Annotated in this window: 18 protein-coding genes and 3 tRNA genes; 7 read left to right on the forward strand and 14 right to left on the reverse strand. The window is 66.7% G+C overall.

The window, feature by feature from the left end; translation table 11 throughout:
* The 11 genes from CAP37_RS17830 to trpE all read right to left on the reverse strand — a co-directional run.
* On the reverse strand, positions 1-481 hold a 481-nt coding region (locus tag CAP37_RS17830), incomplete at its 3' end, for a GTP-binding protein (protein ID WP_143435977.1).
* A 52-nt stretch (positions 482-533) separates the two neighbouring features.
* Positions 534-608 (reverse strand) — tRNA-Thr (locus tag CAP37_RS17835).
* 79 nt (positions 609-687) lie between these two features.
* Positions 688-761 (reverse strand) — tRNA-Gly (locus CAP37_RS17840).
* Positions 762-836: 75 nt separating this feature from the next.
* Positions 837-922 (reverse strand) — tRNA-Tyr (locus CAP37_RS17845).
* 51 nt (positions 923-973) lie between these two features.
* On the reverse strand, positions 974-1,639 hold the full coding sequence (locus CAP37_RS17850) for a uracil-DNA glycosylase (protein WP_086125601.1): 666 nt from the start codon (positions 1,637-1,639) through the stop codon (positions 974-976).
* Complete coding sequence (gene trpC, locus CAP37_RS17855; protein WP_086125602.1) at positions 1,636-2,436, reverse strand: indole-3-glycerol phosphate synthase TrpC; 801 nt, start codon at positions 2,434-2,436, stop codon at positions 1,636-1,638. The genes CAP37_RS17850 and trpC overlap by 4 nt, the downstream gene beginning before the upstream one ends.
* A 12-nt stretch (positions 2,437-2,448) precedes the next feature.
* Positions 2,449-3,504, reverse strand: coding sequence for an anthranilate phosphoribosyltransferase (gene trpD / locus CAP37_RS17860; protein ID WP_086125603.1), 1,056 nt, complete (start codon positions 3,502-3,504; stop codon positions 2,449-2,451).
* A gap of 14 nt (positions 3,505-3,518) precedes the next feature.
* Positions 3,519-4,166, reverse strand: a complete 648-nt coding sequence (locus tag CAP37_RS17865) for a LysE family translocator (RefSeq protein ID WP_086125604.1) — start codon at positions 4,164-4,166, stop codon at positions 3,519-3,521.
* Positions 4,167-4,181: 15 nt separating this feature from the next.
* Positions 4,182-5,249: a low-specificity L-threonine aldolase gene (gene ltaE, locus CAP37_RS17870; protein ID WP_086125605.1), complete on the reverse strand. Its 1,068-nt coding sequence runs from the start codon at positions 5,247-5,249 to the stop codon at positions 4,182-4,184.
* Entirely contained in the window at positions 5,246-5,839 is a 594-nt protein-coding gene (locus tag CAP37_RS17875) for an aminodeoxychorismate/anthranilate synthase component II (RefSeq protein WP_086125606.1), read from the reverse strand. The genes ltaE and CAP37_RS17875 overlap by 4 nt, the downstream gene beginning before the upstream one ends.
* Positions 5,836-7,335, reverse strand: coding sequence for an anthranilate synthase component I (trpE, locus tag CAP37_RS17880; RefSeq protein WP_086125607.1), 1,500 nt, complete (start codon positions 7,333-7,335; stop codon positions 5,836-5,838). Before trpE ends, CAP37_RS17875 begins: the two co-directional genes overlap by 4 nt.
* 392 nt (positions 7,336-7,727) lie before the next feature.
* Between trpE and CAP37_RS17885 the strand changes: the two genes are divergently transcribed.
* A complete protein-coding gene (locus CAP37_RS17885; RefSeq protein WP_086125608.1) occupies positions 7,728-8,309 on the forward strand; it encodes a chalcone isomerase family protein in 582 nt (193 codons plus the stop codon).
* Here the strand turns inward: CAP37_RS17885 and gph are convergent.
* Together gph and rpe are read right to left on the reverse strand one after the other, a co-directional pair.
* Positions 8,301-8,957 (reverse strand): phosphoglycolate phosphatase, encoded by a 657-nt coding sequence (gph, locus tag CAP37_RS17890; protein WP_086125609.1) that lies wholly within the window; start codon positions 8,955-8,957, stop codon positions 8,301-8,303. The genes CAP37_RS17885 and gph overlap by 9 nt on opposite strands.
* Positions 8,957-9,631 carry a ribulose-phosphate 3-epimerase gene (gene rpe / locus CAP37_RS17895; protein WP_086125610.1) on the reverse strand — a complete coding sequence of 225 codons (675 nt, stop codon included), beginning with the start codon at positions 9,629-9,631 and terminating at the stop codon, positions 8,957-8,959. The genes gph and rpe overlap by 1 nt, the downstream gene beginning before the upstream one ends.
* Before the next feature lie 83 nt (positions 9,632-9,714).
* Between rpe and apaG the strand changes: the two genes are divergently transcribed.
* The 3 genes from apaG to thiL are packed head-to-tail and all read left to right on the forward strand — an operon-like array spanning position 9,715 to position 13,148.
* Entirely contained in the window at positions 9,715-10,110 is a 396-nt protein-coding gene (apaG, locus tag CAP37_RS17900) for a Co2+/Mg2+ efflux protein ApaG (RefSeq protein WP_086127062.1), read from the forward strand.
* A gap of 40 nt (positions 10,111-10,150) precedes the next feature.
* Positions 10,151-12,181 carry a site-specific recombinase gene (locus CAP37_RS17905; RefSeq protein WP_086125611.1) on the forward strand — a complete coding sequence of 677 codons (2,031 nt, stop codon included), beginning with the start codon at positions 10,151-10,153 and terminating at the stop codon, positions 12,179-12,181.
* Positions 12,174-13,148: a thiamine-phosphate kinase gene (thiL, locus tag CAP37_RS17910; protein ID WP_086125612.1), complete on the forward strand. Its 975-nt coding sequence runs from the start codon at positions 12,174-12,176 to the stop codon at positions 13,146-13,148. The genes CAP37_RS17905 and thiL overlap by 8 nt, the downstream gene beginning before the upstream one ends.
* Here the strand turns inward: thiL and CAP37_RS17915 are convergent.
* Complete coding sequence (locus CAP37_RS17915) at positions 13,107-14,642, reverse strand: hypothetical protein (RefSeq protein ID WP_086125613.1); 1,536 nt, start codon at positions 14,640-14,642, stop codon at positions 13,107-13,109. The two genes, thiL and CAP37_RS17915, sit on opposite strands and share 42 nt — an antisense overlap.
* Positions 14,643-14,736: 94 nt before the next feature.
* Here CAP37_RS17915 and CAP37_RS17920 point away from each other — a divergent pair, with 94 nt between their 5' ends.
* The 3 genes from CAP37_RS17920 to CAP37_RS17930 are packed head-to-tail and all read left to right on the forward strand — an operon-like array spanning position 14,737 to position 16,890.
* The gene (locus CAP37_RS17920; RefSeq protein WP_256927049.1) at positions 14,737-15,252 is read left to right on the forward strand and encodes a phosphatidylglycerophosphatase A; all 516 of its coding nucleotides are present in this window, start codon (positions 14,737-14,739) and stop codon (positions 15,250-15,252) included.
* Between the two features lie 3 nt (positions 15,253-15,255).
* Positions 15,256-15,741, forward strand: a complete 486-nt coding sequence (locus CAP37_RS17925; protein WP_086125614.1) for a CinA family protein — start codon at positions 15,256-15,258, stop codon at positions 15,739-15,741.
* A 6-nt stretch (positions 15,742-15,747) separates the two neighbouring features.
* A complete protein-coding gene (locus CAP37_RS17930) occupies positions 15,748-16,890 on the forward strand; it encodes a DNA alkylation repair protein (protein ID WP_086125615.1) in 1,143 nt (380 codons plus the stop codon).
* Positions 16,891-16,906 lie beyond the last annotated feature (16 nt).

Here is a 16,906-nt window from a genome sequence, read left to right on the forward strand (position 1 = left end):
ACTTGTCCAGCAGCTCGCGCACTTCCATCTCGACCAGCTCAAGCAGCTCGGCGTCGTCCACCATGTCGCACTTGTTCAGGAACACGATGATGTAGGGCACGCCCACCTGACGGGCCAGCAGAATGTGCTCGCGGGTCTGGGGCATGGGGCCGTCAGCGGCCGAGCACACCAGAATGGCGCCGTCCATCTGCGCAGCACCCGTGATCATGTTCTTCACATAGTCGGCGTGGCCAGGGCAGTCCACGTGGGCGTAATGGCGGTTGGCCGTTTCGTATTCCACGTGTGCGGTGTTGATGGTGATGCCGCGGGCCTTCTCTTCGGGTGCCGCATCGATCTGGTCGTAGGCCTTGGCCGCGCCGCCAAACTTGGCCGCCAGCACCGTCGTGATCGCCGCCGTCAGCGTGGTCTTGCCGTGGTCAACGTGACCAATGGTGCCCACGTTCACGTGCGGCTTGGTCCGCTCAAATTTCTCTTTTGCCATTTTTCAGCTCCAAAATCAAAACTGCCGAAACACCAGAACACATGAAAATAACTGGTGCCCTTGGCGGGAATCGGACCCGCGACCTCTCCCTTACCAAGGGAGTGCTCTACCACTGAGCCACAAGGGCGAAGGCACCCAACAAACCGGATGCCGTTCAAAACTTCATTTCACTCACAAAACCAGGCAAGCCCGGCCACCAACAGACATGGAGCGGGAGACGGGAATCGAACCCGCGTCATCAGCTTGGAAGGCTGGGGTTCTACCATTGAACTACTCCCGCCTGAACAAACCGGCACCACACGGCACCAACCCATCCGGGCGCGATTTCCCATCGCAAACACATCACATCGGTCACTGGTGGAGGAGGCTGGATTCGAACCAGCGTACGCATAAGCGGGCAGATTTACAGTCTGCTGCCTTTAACCACTCGGCCACCCCTCCATAGCGCAGCCCGCGATTATGCCATGGAATTCGGGGTGCTTGCACCCTCCTTCAGAGGGCCCACCAGTCGATGAGGTCGGCGGTGGCGAGGAAGTGGCTGCCTTCTGCCATGAAACCCCGGCTGAAGTCGTTGGACGGGTGACGCGTCTCCAGAACCCTGGGCGCAATGCCCTCAGGGCGCGCAGAAGAGAAAAAGGCTTGCGCCTTGCTGCCCCACAGCATGAACACAGGCGGTCGCTCAAGATGGCACAGCGTCTTGACAATATCGGAAGTGAGTGATTGCCAACCACACTCCAGGTGGCTCCCGATACGACCCACCTCGATCGTCAGGGTGGGATTGAGCAACAGGACGCCCTGGCGCGCCCAGCCGTCGAGGCGCCAGGTGGCTGGCGGCACCCAGCCGGGCCGATCTGCAGCCAGGACCTGGGAAATACGGCGCAGGGACGCCGGTTTGCCGTGGCCGGCAGAGAATGCCAGCCCGTCGGCATGTCCTGGCCTCGGGTAGGGATCCTGGCCGAACACCACCACCTTGACGTCTTCAGGTCCGCCGAAGCGCAGCGCCCTGAACGGGTCAACCGGGGCAATAGGGCGGTCGGCAGACACCTCCCGCACCCGGCGAATGACCTCAGCTTTCCGCTCATCCGTCCATCCCGGCAGTGCCGCAACCCATGCCGGCGGCAGGCTGGCAAACGCCGCAGGCAGATCGTCGGCGGTCATGAGAACAAGTCGGCGAGCGCCAGGCCGGGCTCGGGCGCCCGCATGAAAGCCTCCCCCACGAGGAAGGCGTTGACGCCGGCCGCGCGCATGGTCTGCACGTCGCCACGGGAAAGAATGCCCGATTCGGTGATCAGCAGACGGTCGGCCGGCACGTCGGGCAGCATGTCCAGCGTGGTCTGAAGCGAGACCTCGAAGGTGCGCAGGTTGCGGTTGTTGATGCCCACCAGCCGGGTCTTGAGCTTCAGGGCGCGCTGCAATTCGGCGCGGTCGTGCACCTCCACCAGCACCGCCATGTTCAGATCCATGGCCAGCGCCTCCAGCTCTGCCATGCGCGCGTCGTCCAGGCAGGCAGCGATCAGCAAAATGGCGTCGGCACCCATGACGCGGGCTTCGTACACCTGGTAGGGGTCGACCATGAAGTCCTTGCGCAGCACCGGCAGATCGCAGCTGGCGCGGGCCTGCTTGAGGAAATCGGGCTCTCCCAGGAAAAACTGCCGGTCGGTGAGCACCGAGAGGCAGGCCGCACTCACCACGCCGTTGCCTTCGGCGTAACTTTGCGCGATGTCGGCAGGGATGAAGTCTTCGCGAAGCACGCCCTTGCTCGGGCTGGCTTTTTTCACCTCGGCGATCACGGCCGCCTGCCCAGCGGCGATCCTGGCGCGCAGTGCGCCTTCGAAATCGCGCGTGAGCACACGGCCCTCGGCGTCGAAACGCACCGCATCCAGCGGCTTCTTGCGCAGCGCGGCGGCGATTTCCTCGTGCTTGACGGCCACGATCTTCTGCAGGATGTCGCTCATGAATGTTTCCGGTCAGGCCACAAAGGCCTTGAGTTGTTCGAGCTTGGCCAGTGCCGCGCCGCTGGCCAGCGTGCGGCGCGCGAGCGCGATGCCCGCGCCCATGTCGGGCACGACGTTGGCCGCGTAGAGCGCCACGCCCGCGTTGAGCGCCACGATTTCGCTCGCAGCCTTGAATGCCGGGTCGTCGCGATTCTCCAGCACGCCCATGAGCATCTGACGCGACGCCTCTGGCGTTTCCACGCGCAGCGCGCGGCTGCTGGCCATGGTGATGCCGAAGTCTTCGGGATGAATCTCGTACTCGGTGATCTCGCCGCCCTTGAGTTCACCCACCAGCGTGGCGGCACCGAGCGAGACCTCATCCATGCCGTCGCGCCCGTACACCACCACGGCATGTTCGGCGCCCAGGCGTTGCAGCGCGCGCACCTGGATGCCGACCAGATCGGGGTGGAACACACCCATGAGGATGTTGGGCGCAGAAGCCGGGTTGGTCAGCGGCCCCAGGATATTGAAGATGGTCTTGATGCCGAGCTCGCGGCGCACCGGCGCCACATTCTTCATGGCGGGGTGGTGGTTGGGCGCAAACATGAAACCCACGCCGACCTGCTCGATGCAGCGCGCGATGGCCTCGGGCGACAGGTTGATGTTGACCCCCAGGCTCTCCAGCACGTCGGCGCTGCCGCTCTTGCTGGAGACACTGCGCCCGCCGTGCTTGCTCACCCGTGCGCCGGCCGCGGCGGCCACAAACATGGAGCAGGTGGAGATGTTGAAGGTGTGAGAACCGTCGCCACCGGTGCCCACGATGTCGACCAGATGGGTCTTGTCGGCAACCACCACCTTGGTCGAAAACTCGCGCATCACCTGTGCGGCTGCGGTGATTTCGCCGATGGTTTCTTTCTTCACGCGCAGGCCGGTGATGAATGCCGCCATCATGACCTGCGACATCTCGCCGCTCATGATGAGTCGCATGAGGTGAAGCATTTCGTCGTGGAAGATTTCGCGGTGCTCGATGGTGCGTTGCAGGGCTTCCTGCGGTGTGATCTTGTGGACTTGGGCTTGCGTGTGTGGCATGGGTGTCTCCTATCTTATGGCTGGGCGGGATTGTCGGTCATGGCAAGCTTCAAGCCGAAGCCAATGAAGAGCGCACCGGCGGCCCGATCGAGCCAGCGCATGCCGCGCTGCACCACGTTCACACGGCGCGCGAACCAGGCGGCAAGCCATGCGTAGCCGAAGTTGATGGGCAGCGAATTGAGGTTGAAGATCAACCCGAGCAGCAGAAAGACCAGCGCTTTGTTGGTCGCGTCGGGCGCGATGAATTGCGGCACGAAGGCGAGAAAGAACAGCGCCACCTTGGGGTTGAGCACGTTGGTGAGGAAGCCCCGGCGGAACACGCGCCACAGGTCCACTTCGGGGGCGGCCGCCTCAGTGGGGATCACCAGTGGCGCGGATTGGGAGAACAGCATGCGAACGCCCATCCACAGCAGGTAGGCCGCGCCGACCCACTTGAGCGCGGTGAATGCAGCGGCCGAGGTGGTGAGCAAGGCGCTCACGCCCACCGCAGCGGCGAACACATGCACGAAGCAACCGCTGACGATTCCCAGCGCCGCGACCATGCCGGCGCGCGCACCGCTCTTGAGCGCGTTCGACACGATGTAGAGCACGTCCGGACCCGGTGTGAGGTTGAGCAGCCAGCCGGCCGCCATGAAAAGCAGGAGCTGTGGCAGGTCGGGCATGGAGCGCCTCCGGCTTCAGTACACCGCCGTACCGCTGGACCTTCCGGCCGACGCAGAACCGCTCTGCGCAAAGAAGGCTTTCACGCTGGCGATGGCGTGCTCGATGCCGGCAGCATCCACGTCGAGGTGGGTGACGAATCGCAAGCCAATGAGCCCCGTGGCGAGCACGCCATCGCGCTCAAGGTGGGCCAGCAGATCGGGGCCGCGTCCGTTCGCCACGTCCACGAAAACGATGTTGGTTTGTGCGGATCGCACACTCAGGCCTTCGATACCGGCGAGTCCCTGAGCCAGGCGTTGCGCGAGTGCATGGTCGTCGGCCAGGCGCTTCACGTGGTGGTCCAGCGCGTGGTGCGCCGCCGCCGCCAGCAAGCCCGACTGGCGCAGCCCGCCGCCGAGCATCTTGCGCCAGCGCAGCGCACGGCGAATCAGCTCGTTCGAGCCGCACAAGGCCGAGCCCACCGGCGCGCCAAGCCCTTTGCTGAAGCACACCGAGACACTGTCGAAACGATCGACGATGGCGCGAGCCGCGGCGTACGGATCGCCACCCGCTGCCACCGCAGCGTTGAACACGCGCGCGCCGTCCAGGTGCACCGCCAGTCCATGTTCTCGCGCAAGCGCGGTGGCCGAGTCAAGATACTCAGCAGGCATGGGATGGCCGTTCCAGGTGTTTTCCAGGCACAGCAGGCGCGTGCGCGCGAAATGCGGGTCGTCAGGCTTGATGGCAGCGGCGATGTCGGCCAGTGCCATCTGCCCACCAGCGTTTTGCACCAGCGGTTGCGGCTGGATGCTGCCCAGCACCGCCGCACCACCGCCTTCGTAGCGGTAGGTGTGCGCGTTCTGGCCCACGATGTATTCGTCACCCCGCTCGCAATGCGACAGCATGGCGCACAGGTTGCTCTGCGTGCCGCTGGCCATGAAAAGCGCCGCTTCCTTGCCGGTGATGGCGGCAATGCGCGCCTGCAAGGCGTGCACGCTCGGGTCGTCGCCGAACACGTCGTCGCCCAGTGGCGCGGCCATCATGGCCTCGCGCATCGCCGGCGTGGGTTGCGTGACGGTGTCGCTTCTCAGATCGACCTTGTTCATGCTTGCTCCAGAAAATTCCTGAGCATGGCGTGGCCGTGCTCGGTCAGGATGCTCTCGGGGTGGAACTGCACGCCTTCGATGGCGAGCGTCGTGTGCTTCACGCCCATGATCTCGCCGTCGGGCGTCCAGGCCGTGACCTCCAGGCAGTCCGGGCAGCTCGCGCGCTCGATGGCAAGCGAGTGGTAGCGGTTCACGGTGAACTGCTCGGGCAGGTTCGCAAACACGCCTTGCCGCGTGGTGCTGATGACGCTGGTCTTGCCATGCATCAGCTCCTGCGCGCGGATGATCTTGCCGCCGAATGCCGCGCCGATGCTCTGGTGCCCGAGACACACGCCGAGGATGGGCAGCTTGCCGGCGAAGTGCTGGATGGCCGCCACGGAAATGCCGGCCTCGGCGGGGGAACACGGGCCGGGGGAAATGACCAGACGATCCATGCGGCCCTCATCGAACCGCGCCTGCAGCTCGGCGACCGTGACCTCGTCGTTGCGCAACACGGTCACGTCGGCACCAAGCTCACCCAGGTACTGCACGATGTTGAAGGTGAAGCTGTCGTAGTTGTCCACCATGAGGACTTGCAGCGGCTTGCTCATTCCAGTCCCTCCTCGACCAGTTCGGCCGCCCGCAACAGCGCGCGCGCCTTGTGCTCGGTTTCCCTCCATTCCATCTCGGGCACCGAATCGGCCACCACGCCGGCCGCGGCCTGCACGTAGAGCGTCTGGTCCTTGATGATGCCGGTGCGGATGGCGATGGCCACGTCCATGTCGCCGGCATAGCTCAGGTAGCCGCAGGCCCCGCCGTAGATGCCGCGCTTGGTGGGCTCGAGCTGGTCGATCACTTCCATGGCGTGCACCTTGGGCGCGCCAGTGAGCGTGCCGGCCGGGAAGGTGGCCTTCAGCACATCCATGCTGGTCATGCCGTCTACCAGCATGCCTTCGACGTTGCTCACGATGTGCATCACGTGGCTGTAGCGCTCCACCGCGAAAGCCTCGGTCACCTTGACGGTGCCGGTCTTGGCAATGCGGCCGATGTCGTTGCGCGCCAGGTCGATCAGCATCACATGCTCGGCGCGCTCCTTGGGATCGTTGACCAGCTCCAGCTCGGTGGCTTTGTCCTGCTCGGGCGTGGCACCGCGCGGCCGCGTACCGGCCAGCGGGCGGATCGTGATCTTGGTGCCCTCAGCCGTGTTTTCCTGCCGCACCAGGATTTCGGGCGATGCCCCCACCACGTGGAAATCCCCGAAGTGGTAGTAGTACATGTAGGGAGAAGGATTGAGCGAGCGCAGCGCGCGGTACAGCGAGAGCGGCGACTCGGTGTAGCGCTTCTTGATGCGCTGGCCCACCTGCACCTGCATGAAATCGCCCGCGGCAATGAGCTCCTTGGCGCGGTTCACGGCGGCGAGGTAGTCGGCTTTGGCGAAATCGCGCTCGGCCGGATAGCCCTGGGTGGGCTTGACCACGGGCGCGCTCACCGAATACTTCAGCGATTCGCGCAATTCGCGCAGCCGCTTCTTGGCGTTGGCGTACGCCTCAGGCTGGGCCGGGTCGGCGTAGACGATCAGATACAGCTTGCCGGAGAGGTTGTCGATCACCGCCAGCTCTTCGCACTGCAGCAGCAGGATGTCGGGACAGCCCAGGGTGTCGGGCGGGCAGGTGTTTTCCAGCTTTTTTTCGATGTGCCGCACCGCGTCGTAGCCGAAGTAGCCCGCCAGGCCACCGCAGAAGCGCGGCAGACCCGGGCGCAGCGCCACCTTGAAGCGCTGCTGGTAGGCGGCAATGAAGTCCAGTGGGTTGCCATGGTGGGTTTCCACCACGGCACCGTCGCGCACCACCTCGGTTTTCGCCTCGACCCCAAAGCCGGTAGCGCGCAGCAAGGTGCGGGCGGGCAGGCCGATGAAGCTGTAGCGCCCGAAGCGCTCCCCGCCCACCACGGATTCGAGCAGAAAGCTGTGCTTGCCGTCACCCCGCCCGTGGGCGAGCTTGAGGTACAGCGAAAGGGGAGTTTCCAGATCCGCGAAGGCCTCTGCCATCAACGGGATGCGGTTGTAGCCCTGCTGGGTCAGGCTCTTGAATTCCAGTTCGGTGATCATGTTCGTTTCTTGCTTCGGCCGCGCCTGCGGTCCATCGACACATCGGGCGGGGCTGGGGTCCATGCCATCCGGTCAGGCGCGCTGCCGGGCGAGGGGTGGGCGATGTGGCAACCAGGCTGGCCGCGACAACCCCCGGGGAGGGTGCACGTTTACGCTGGCTTGCGCCAGGGCCAGGCTCCCCGGCCATTGCGGCTCGGCAGACCACCTGAGAAGGTTGTGCATGGGTTGAACATGGTGGGCCAGTGTAGCAAACACGTAACCTCATGTGTCCCAAATCACGGCGGCGCGCACTGCGCTGTCGCCAACAGGCCTGCCTTCGGCTGTGGCCGCCTGAAAATAGCACGGTTGTTCCTTTTGGGCCGCACGCCCTTCATCACGGAGACGTTACATCCATGAGACTCAAGCTCTTCATTGGCGCCGCCGCGCTCTGCCTACCGGCGCTGGCCCTGAGCGCGACCATCGACGTCTCGGGCGTCAAGCTCGAAGACCGCATCACCCTGGCCGACAAGCCGCTGGTGCTCAACGGCGCGGGCGTGCGCTACAAGGCGGTGTTCAAGGTCTACACCGCCGGCCTGTACCTGAGCCAGAAGGCCGATTCGCCCGAAGCGGTGCTGGCCACGCCAGGCCCCAAGCGGCTGACCATCACCATGCTGCGCGACATCGATTCGGCCGAACTGGGCAAGCTGTTCTCGCGCGGCATGGAAGACAACATGGAGCGCGCGGCTTTCTCCAAGCTCATTCCGGGCGTGCTGCGCATGAGCCAGATCTTCAGCAACCACAAGAAGCTGCTGGCCGGCGAGACCTTTCTGGTTGACTGGATTCCCGGTACCGGCACGTTGATCACGGTCAAGGGCAAGGTTGAGGGCGAGGCGTTCAAGGAGCCCGAGTTCTTCGATGCGCTCATGCGCATCTGGCTGGGGCAGAAACCGGCGGACTGGATGCTGAAAGACGCCCTGCTGGGCAAGTCAAAGTAGTTCGGCGAGGGAATCGATCAGGCGATCGTGCGGCGCTTGCGCGATCGGATCGCCATGGTTGTATCCGTAGGTGACCAGCACCACCGGGCAGCCGGCCGCGCGAGCGGCGATGCCGTCGTTTTGCGAATCGCCCACCATCAGCGTGTGCGCCGGCGCCGTGCCCAGAGCTTCGCAAGTCTTCAGCAGGGGCAATGGGTCGGGCTTGGTGCGCTCAAAGCTGTCGCCGCCAAACACCAGGGAAAAGAAACCGTCCAGCCCCTTGGCCTGCAGCAGCGGGCGGGCAAAACCGAGCGGCTTGTTGGTGAGGCAGGCCAGCGGCAGGCCACGCTCGCGCAATGCGATGAGGCCTTCGAGCACGCCGGGGTAGACCGCGCTGTGCTCGCCATTGATGGCGAGGTAGTGCGCCTGGTAGCGCGTCCATGCTTCGGCCTGCCGTGCCGCCGCCTCTTCCAGGCCCAGTCCGACATGCAGCAAGGCCGACCGGATCAGGTGCGCCGAACCCTTGCCCACCATGCGCTCGATGTCGGCGCGGGCAACGGCCGCGAGCTTCAGGTCTTTCAGCGTCTGGTTCAGGGCCACATCGAAGTCGCCCAGCGTGTCCACCATCGTGCCGTCCAGGTCCACGATGACGGCACGCACGCCCTCCATCACGCCAGCGCTGCCCGCATCTGGTCGATCACCGCCTTGTAGTCCGGCTTGCCGAAAATCGCGCTGCCGGCCACGAAGGTGTCGGCGCCCGCGTCGGCCACGCGGCGGATGTTGTCGGGCTTGATGCCGCCGTCCACCTCCAGCCGGATGTCCTTGCCGCTGGCCTCGATGCGCCGGCGCGCGTCCTCGATCTTGCGCAGGGCGGAGTCGATGAAGCTCTGGCCGCCGAAGCCGGGGTTCACGCTCATGATGAGGATGAGGTCGATGTCGTCGATCAGCCAGTCCAGCACGTCCAGCGGCTGGGCAGGGTTGAAGGTGAGGCCCGCCTTGGCACCTTTGGCCTTGATGGCCTGTACGCTGCGGTGCACGTGGGCGCTCGCATCGGGATGGAAACTCACCAGATCGGCGCCGGCGTCGATGAAGGCGCCGGCCAGCGCGTCCACCGGCTGCACCATCAGGTGCACGTCGATCGGCACCGGCGTTCCGTCGGGCTTCTTCGCGTGGGGCTTGAGGGCCTGGCAGATCATCGGCCCGAAGGTGAGGTTGGGCACGTAGTGGTTGTCCATCACGTCGAAATGGATCCAGTCGGAACCGGCGGCGATGACGTTCTTCACTTCCTCGCCCAGGCGGGCGAAGTCGGCGGACAGGATGGACGGGGCGATTCGGTACGTCATGGTCGGTGGCCGGCTGGAGGATGTGGAGGCCGTATTCTCGCAGGCGCCGAGGGGCTTCAGGGTGGCGGGGTAACATGCCGGCCATGCCCCGATACCTGTTCACCTGCGAGGTCGAGCCCCAGTACCTGAGCGAGCAATCCTCGCCCGAAGAAGAGCAGTTCGCCTTCGCGTACACCATCACCATCACCAACGCCGGTGAGGTCACGGCACAGCTGATCTCGCGGCACTGGATCATCGACGACGCGCGCGGCCACACCGAGCAGGTCAAGGGTCTGGGCGTGGTGGGGCATCAGCCCTTGCTGCGCCCGGGCGAGTCGTTCCAGTACACCAGCGGCACGCGGCTGGCGACGCCCAGTGGCCGCATGCGCGGGAGCTTTTTCTGCGTGGCCGAGGATGGCGAGCGCTTCGAAGCCGAGGTGCCCGAATTCACCCTGCGCGCGCCGGGCGCGGGCGAAGCGCCTGCCAGGGTGCTGCACTGAGCAGCGGTTTTCAGCCAGCGGCCCTTCTGCCCACGATCGCATGAACACCGCCACCCCACTCGACACGCTCGATCCCGACGCACCGCTGGCGAGCCGCCACCTCTGGCTCATTGACGCCCTGAAATGGGTGCGGGGTGACGCCAGCGATGTGCAGGCCAGTGTGGCCCGCGTGCAGGCGTTTCTGGACGCCGTGCAATCGCAGCCAGGCGCGCAGGCACGCTGGCGTCTGTGGTGGGGTCGTTTCGTCCGCACGGTGGACCTCACGCCGCTGCTGGCCGACCATGGCTTTGCGCCGCGCACCGCCTTTCTCAGCGAGTTCGGCAACCGCCTGCGCAAGAAGGTGCTGCCCGGCACGCCCGAGACCACCGACATGGCCGAGCTGTACGACCTGCTGCTGTCCAGCCGGTTCGACGTGCGCTGGCTCAAGGCGCTGGACAGCGCCACGCTCAAGCGCGTGCACGACCTGTTGATCGAAACCCCGACGGACGCCGCCCCAGCGTCGGCGCCCTCTGCCGCCGGCTTCTGGCAAAGCGCGCTGATGGACGCGCTGACCTTTTGCGTGAGCCAGGTCTGCGCCACAGGTTTTGCGTCCGAAATCCGCGTGCGCATGTCGCCCGAAGCCCAGGCCGCGAGGCCGTTTCACGAACTGCCCACCGATTTCGAGGCGCTGCGCCTGGCGGTGCGCTCGCACGGCACGCACAGCGCTGAAGCGTTGGCCGCCGCCGACGGCCTTCGCCTGCGGCTGGACGCTTGCCGGCACGCGGCCTACTCCGTCTATTCGCACCTGGAAGAACATGGCGTTTCGGTCGGCATCGTGTTCCGGCTGCGGCAGTTGCGCGAGCGCATTGTGCGCATCAAGGAACTGCTGGACTGCCTTCAGTCCGAAAAGCCCGAGCGCGCCACCGTCGCCCTGCTGGCCGACCTGGCGCAGGTCGGCATTGACAACCGGAGCGTGCGCTCGCTGATCGCCGCCAGTTCGCACCTCACGGCGGCCAAGGTGGCCGAACGCAGCGCCGAGAGCGGCGAGCACTACATCACCCGCAATGGTGCCGAGTACCGCGAGATGCTGCGCAAGGCAGCGGGCGGCGGCGCCATCGTCGGCTTGACGGTGTGGGTGAAGTTCCTGATGGTCGGCTTGGGTCTCACCGCATTCTGGGGTGGTTTCGCCAATGGCGTGAACTACGCGACCTCGTTCGTGGTGATCATGCTGCTGCACCTCACGCTGGCCACCAAGCAGCCGGCCGTGACGGCACCTGCCATGGTGGCCAAGCTGCGCGACATCAAGCAGCCGGGCGCGGTGCGCGTCTTCGTCGATGAAGTGGCCAACCTGTTCCGCTCGCAGATTGCTTCGATCGTGGGCAACATCGGGCTGGTGGTTCCGGTGGTGGTGCTGATCAGCCTGGCCATGATGCTCATCACCGGCGAAGCCATGGTGAACGAGGCCAAGGCCCATCAGGTGCTGAAAGACATCAGCATCCTCGGGCCGCTGGTGTTGTTCGCGGCCTTCACCGGCGTGCTGCTGTTCGTCTCCAGCATCATCGCCGGCTGGGTGGAGAACTGGTACGTGTTTCACAACCTGGACTCGGCCATGCAGCACAACCCCCGCTTCACTGCGGTGCTGGGGCGCGAGCGCGCCGCGCGCTGGGCAGAATTCATGCGCCGCAACATCTCGGGTCTGGCGGCCAACATCTCGCTGGGTTTCATGCTCGGGCTGGTGCCGGCCTTCATGGCCTTCTTCGGCATCGGGCTGGACGTGCGACACGTCACCCTGTCGGCCGGACAGGTCGCCGCGGCGGCCGTGGCGCTGGGCTGGGACGTGTTCCGCGAGTCCGAATTCTGGTGGGCCATTGCCGGCGTGCTGGTGATCGGACCGCTCAACCTGGGCGTGAGTTTCTACCTCGCCTTCCGGCTCGCGCTGCAAGCCCAGAGCGTGAGCGAGGTGAACCGCCAGTTGATCCGGTCGGCCATCAAGCGCCGCATTCGCGCCGCACCGCTGAGCTTCCTGCTGCCGCCGCGACACGCCCCCGTGATCGACGACGCGCCGCCCCCGCAGCCCAAGCCGCATGGGTGAGTTCGAGCTCATCCGTCAACACTTCCTGCGTCCCGGCGTAAAGCTGCCGGACGACGTGGTGCTGGGCGTGGGCGACGACGGCGCGGCGCTGCGGCCCGCGCCGGGTCACGAACTGGTCATCTCCACCGACATGCTGGTGCAGGGCCGGCACTTCTTCGCCACGGTGGACGCCGCCGCGCTGGGGCACAAGGCCCTGGCCGTCAACCTGAGCGACCTCGCCGCCATGGGCGCGCGGCCCCTGGGCTTCACGCTTGCGCTGGCGCTGCCCGAGGCCGACGAAGCCTGGCTTGCGGCTTTTGCCCAGGGCCTTTTCGCGCTGGCCGACGCCCACCACTGCCCGCTGGTGGGCGGCGACACCACGCGCGGCCCGCTCAACATCTGCATCACCGTGTTCGGTCAGGTGCCCGCCGGCCGGGCGCTGCGGCGCAGCGCCGCGCGCGCCGGCGACGACCTGTATGTGAGCGGGCGCACCGGCGAAGCACGCCTGGCGCTGGAACACCAGCGCGGCACCGCCTGGGCCGGGGCCGCCACCAGCGCAGCGCTGCGCGCCCGGCTTGAGCGGCCAACACCGCGCAACGCGCTGGGCGTGGCCCTGGCGGCGGTCGAGGGTGCGCATGCGGCGATCGATCTGAGCGATGGTCTGGTGGGCGATCTGGGCCACATCCTGACCGCCAGCGGCGTGGGCGCCGACATCGAACTCAGCGCTCTGCCGGTGGCGCCCGAGCTGGCGGCCCTGCCCGATGCCGAGCGGCTCGAATGCCTGCTGGCGGGTGGCGACGACTACGAGCTGCTGTTCACCGCCGATCCGGCGGCTCGCGACGGGGTGCAGTCGGCCAGCGTCCTCAGCGGCACGCCGGTCACCCGCATCGGCCGCATCACCAGCGGCAACGGCGTGCGCCTGCTCGACGCCCAAGGCCAACCGCAGTCAGTGCGCGTGCAGGGCTTCGATCACTTCGCCCAGGGTTAGCACCCACACAAAGCGCCCGGCCGGCGCGCCGGCCACATCTGCCTCGGCCACAGCGCGCTGGGTGGAACCATCGTGCAGCAGCACCACCCGATGCAGGTGGGTCGCCTCGGCCAGCACGCGCAGCTCGTGGCGACAACCCAGCTTTCCCGCGTGAAAGCCGCGCAGGTCCATCAGCACCACATCGGTCTGCTGCACCAGCGCGGCCAGGGCGGCTTTCCAGGTGCTGTCAAAGCAGTAACACTCGTTCACGCGGTAGCGCCCATCCGGGTCCGGCGCCAGATCGAAGCCGCGCAGGCGTTCAGCCACTTGCGCCTCGCTGCCAATGAAGCGCGTTGCGAGACGCCCGTTGAGAAAGGTGAACAGGTCGTCCGGGTCGAGCGTGCGGCTGAGCAGGTCGGTGCCGGCGATGAGCACGGTGTTGCCGGTGAGGCGCCAGCGCTCGATCACGCGGTCAAACAGGGTCTGCACCGTGGCGTCTTGCTGGAACACCCGCAGCACCAGCAGCGTGGGCGGTGCGCTGCGGGGTGCCAGCCAGCCGCGCAGCGCCCAGCTGGCCAGCGGAATCCACAGCCAGGGCAGCAGCTGGGTGAGTGCCACCAGGCCCACGCCCTGCAAGGCGGGCAACGCCGTGGCGGCCAGCACCACCAGCCAGTAGGCGGCGAGCAGGTACCAGAGATCGGAGAAGCGCTTGTCGCGGTAGGCGCGAGCCAGCGTTCGTGCGATGGCCCAGGCCGGCCACGCCAGCAGCAACCACGGCGCCAGCGCCAGCAGCACGATGGCCGGCCAGGCGCCGACAATGCCCACGAGCACCACCAGCCAGCGCGGCGGATAGTTCACGCCCAGCACCATCAACTGCAGCGCAATCACCGAGGAGCCCGCAAGCAGCAGGAAGATCGGCAGCAGATAAGGCGCCACCGCCCGGATGCGGCCGCTCGCACCGATCAGCAGCGTGACCGTGACCGGAATCAGCACCAGGCCGCCGAGCCATGCGAACGACTCGGTGAGCGGCCGGGGCGAGATGGAGCGCCAGCTCACCAGCGCGAACATCACCAGCAGGTAGGCCAGGATGGCGAGCAACGTGCGCCACCACGGCCAGCGCCGCATGAGACCCCAGGTGAGCGCCATGGGCCAGGCGTACACCGCGCCCAGCGTGAGCGCGCGCCCGAGGCTGAGCAGGTCGTCGCCATAAATGAAGAGCAGGGCCAGCACCGACTGCGTGACGCCGATCAGCAGCGAAAGACCGGTGAGCACCGCGAGGTGGCGCCATTGGGCATGGCGGCTGGCGCGGGGGTCGGGTCGCAGCGGCGTGCGGGCTCGGGCCGGCGCTGCGTCTGCGGTGGATTCGCCGGCATGGCTGGCGTCGGGTGGCGGCGCGCTGCCCATCAGCGCCAGCATGCGGCGGCGGTACAGGCTGCTGACGATCCACGCGGCCAGCGCGGTCAGCACCACGCCCAGCATCAACGCCGTGAGGATCGCCCCGGTGTTCATGGCCATGCCCGCTCCCCTCTGCCGGGCGTCTGCCCGGCGAAGGCGCAGTATCGCGCCGGGCGTGCCGGGGAACAAGCATGGCTCGCCCGATAATCCGCGCATGACCGACACCGCCACCGCCCCGATGGTCCGCCCGACCTGGGGTTTTCTGTTCTCCCATCCGGCGCACTTCATTGCCCTGGGTGCGGGTTCGGGCCTGAGCCGGTTCGCCCCGGGCACCGCCGGCACACTCTGGGCCTGGGTGGCGTTTCTGGTGCTCGAACCCTTGCTGTCACCGCTGGACTGGGGCCTGCTGATCCTGGCCGCCACACTGATCGGCTGGTGGGCATGCACGGTGACCGCGCAGCACATGCGCATCGCCGATTCGGGCCACATCGTGTGGGACGAGGTGGTCGCGTTCTGGCTGGTGCTGTGGCTGATCCAGCCTGGCGGCTTCTGGGACCAGCTCGCCGCCTTCCTGATCTTCCGCGTGTTCGACATGGTGAAGGTCGGCCCCATGGCCTGGGCCGACCAGACCTTCAAGGGCTTCGGCCCGCGTGGCGGCTTCGGCATCCTGCTCGACGACTTCGCCGCCGCCTTCTGCACCCTCATCGTCATCGCGCTCTGGCGCGTCTGAACCATGGAACACATCCCTGCCCTGGTGGAAGCGCTGGCCCGCGAACTCAAGGCGCGCGGCCTGATGATGGCCACCGCCGAGAGCTGCACTGGCGGGCTGATTGCGGGCGCCTGCACGGAGGTTTCGGGTTCGAGCGAGTGGTTCGAGCGCGGCTTCGTGACCTATTCCAACGCCGCCAAGAGCGAACTGCTGGGTGTGCCCATGGCCCTGATCGACCAGCACGGTGCGGTGAGCGAACCTGTGGCGCGCGCCATGGCCGCCGGCGCCATGGCGCATTCACCCGCACAGCTCGCGGTGGCCGTCACGGGCGTGGCCGGCCCCACGGGTGGCAGCGCAGAAAAACCGGTCGGCACGGTGTGGTTCGGCTGGGCCACACCCGCAGGTGTGTTTACCGAACACCAGCGCTTCGATGGCGATCGTGCAGCCGTGCGCCAGGCCACGGTGCAGCATGCGCTCTCCGGTCTGCTGCAACGCATTTCCTCCTCCTGAGTTGTCATGGAACCGTTCAAGAACCTGATCAACCGCGACACCGTGGCCACCACCGGCGCGCACCTGCGGCGCGCCTGGCCGAAGTTCGACCGCAAGCGCTTCGAAGCGCAGGCGACGCAAGGACTCGAAGCGCTGGAGTTCAAGGCGCGCGCCATGCAGATGGCCGACGCATTGCAGGCCACGCTGCCCGAGGATTTCACGCACGCCTGCGAGGTGGTTCAGACGAGTCTGGCGCCGCCACTCGCGCTGGACGCCAGAGGTGAACCGGTGTCGCACAGCGCGGCGGTGGCAGCTTCGGGTGTGGGCGGCTGGGCGGTGTGGTCCATGGGCGAGTTCGTGGCGCGGCAGGGTGTGAACGATGTGCCCACCGCCCTCGCCTGTCTGCACGCGCTCACGCAACGCTTCACGGCCGAATTCGCCATCCGTCCACTGATCCAGCAGCACCCGGTTCAGGTGCTCGACACGTTGAACCACTGGGTGCACGACCCAAGCCCGCATGTGCGGCGCCTGGTGAGCGAAGGCAGCCGCCCCCGCCTGCCCTGGGGCCTCCGGCTGCAGGCGCTGGTGGCGGACCCCTCGCCCACCCTGCCGCTGTTGCGCGCCCTGCAGGACGACGCCAGCAGCTACGTGCGCCGCAGCGTGGCCAACCACCTGAATGACATCGCGAAGGACCACCCGGATCTGGTGGCAGGCTGGGTGCGGGACCACCTGATCGACGCGCCGGGAGAGCGCAGCGCGCTGCTGCGCCACGCCAGCCGAGGTCTCATCAAGTCGGGCCATGCGCCAACGCTGGCGGCGTGGGGGCTGGCGAGTGGGTTGAAGGGCGAGGCTTCACTGAAGCTGTCGGCGGCGCGTGCTTCCGTCGGTGGCGAGATCGGGCTGAACGTGGTGTTGCGCTCGACCGCGCGCAAGCCGCAGCTGCTGGAAGTGGACTACGCGGTGCACCACGTGCGCGCCAACGGTGGTTCTTCGCCCAAGGTGTTCAAGGGCTGGAAGCTTTCACTGGCGGCGGGTGAGGAACGCGTGCTCTCCAAGCGCCACAGTTTGCGACCGGTCACCACACGGACCTTGTATCCAGGGCGGCATGTGGTGGAAGTGCGGGTGAACGGGGTTTCCCTGGCGGAGGCTTCTTTCCTCTTGTCCGTCTAGGGCGTGTCAACACCAA

This window comes from Hydrogenophaga sp. IBVHS1 (assembly GCF_002127265.1).
GTDB lineage: Bacteria > Pseudomonadota > Gammaproteobacteria > Burkholderiales > Burkholderiaceae_C > Hydrogenophaga.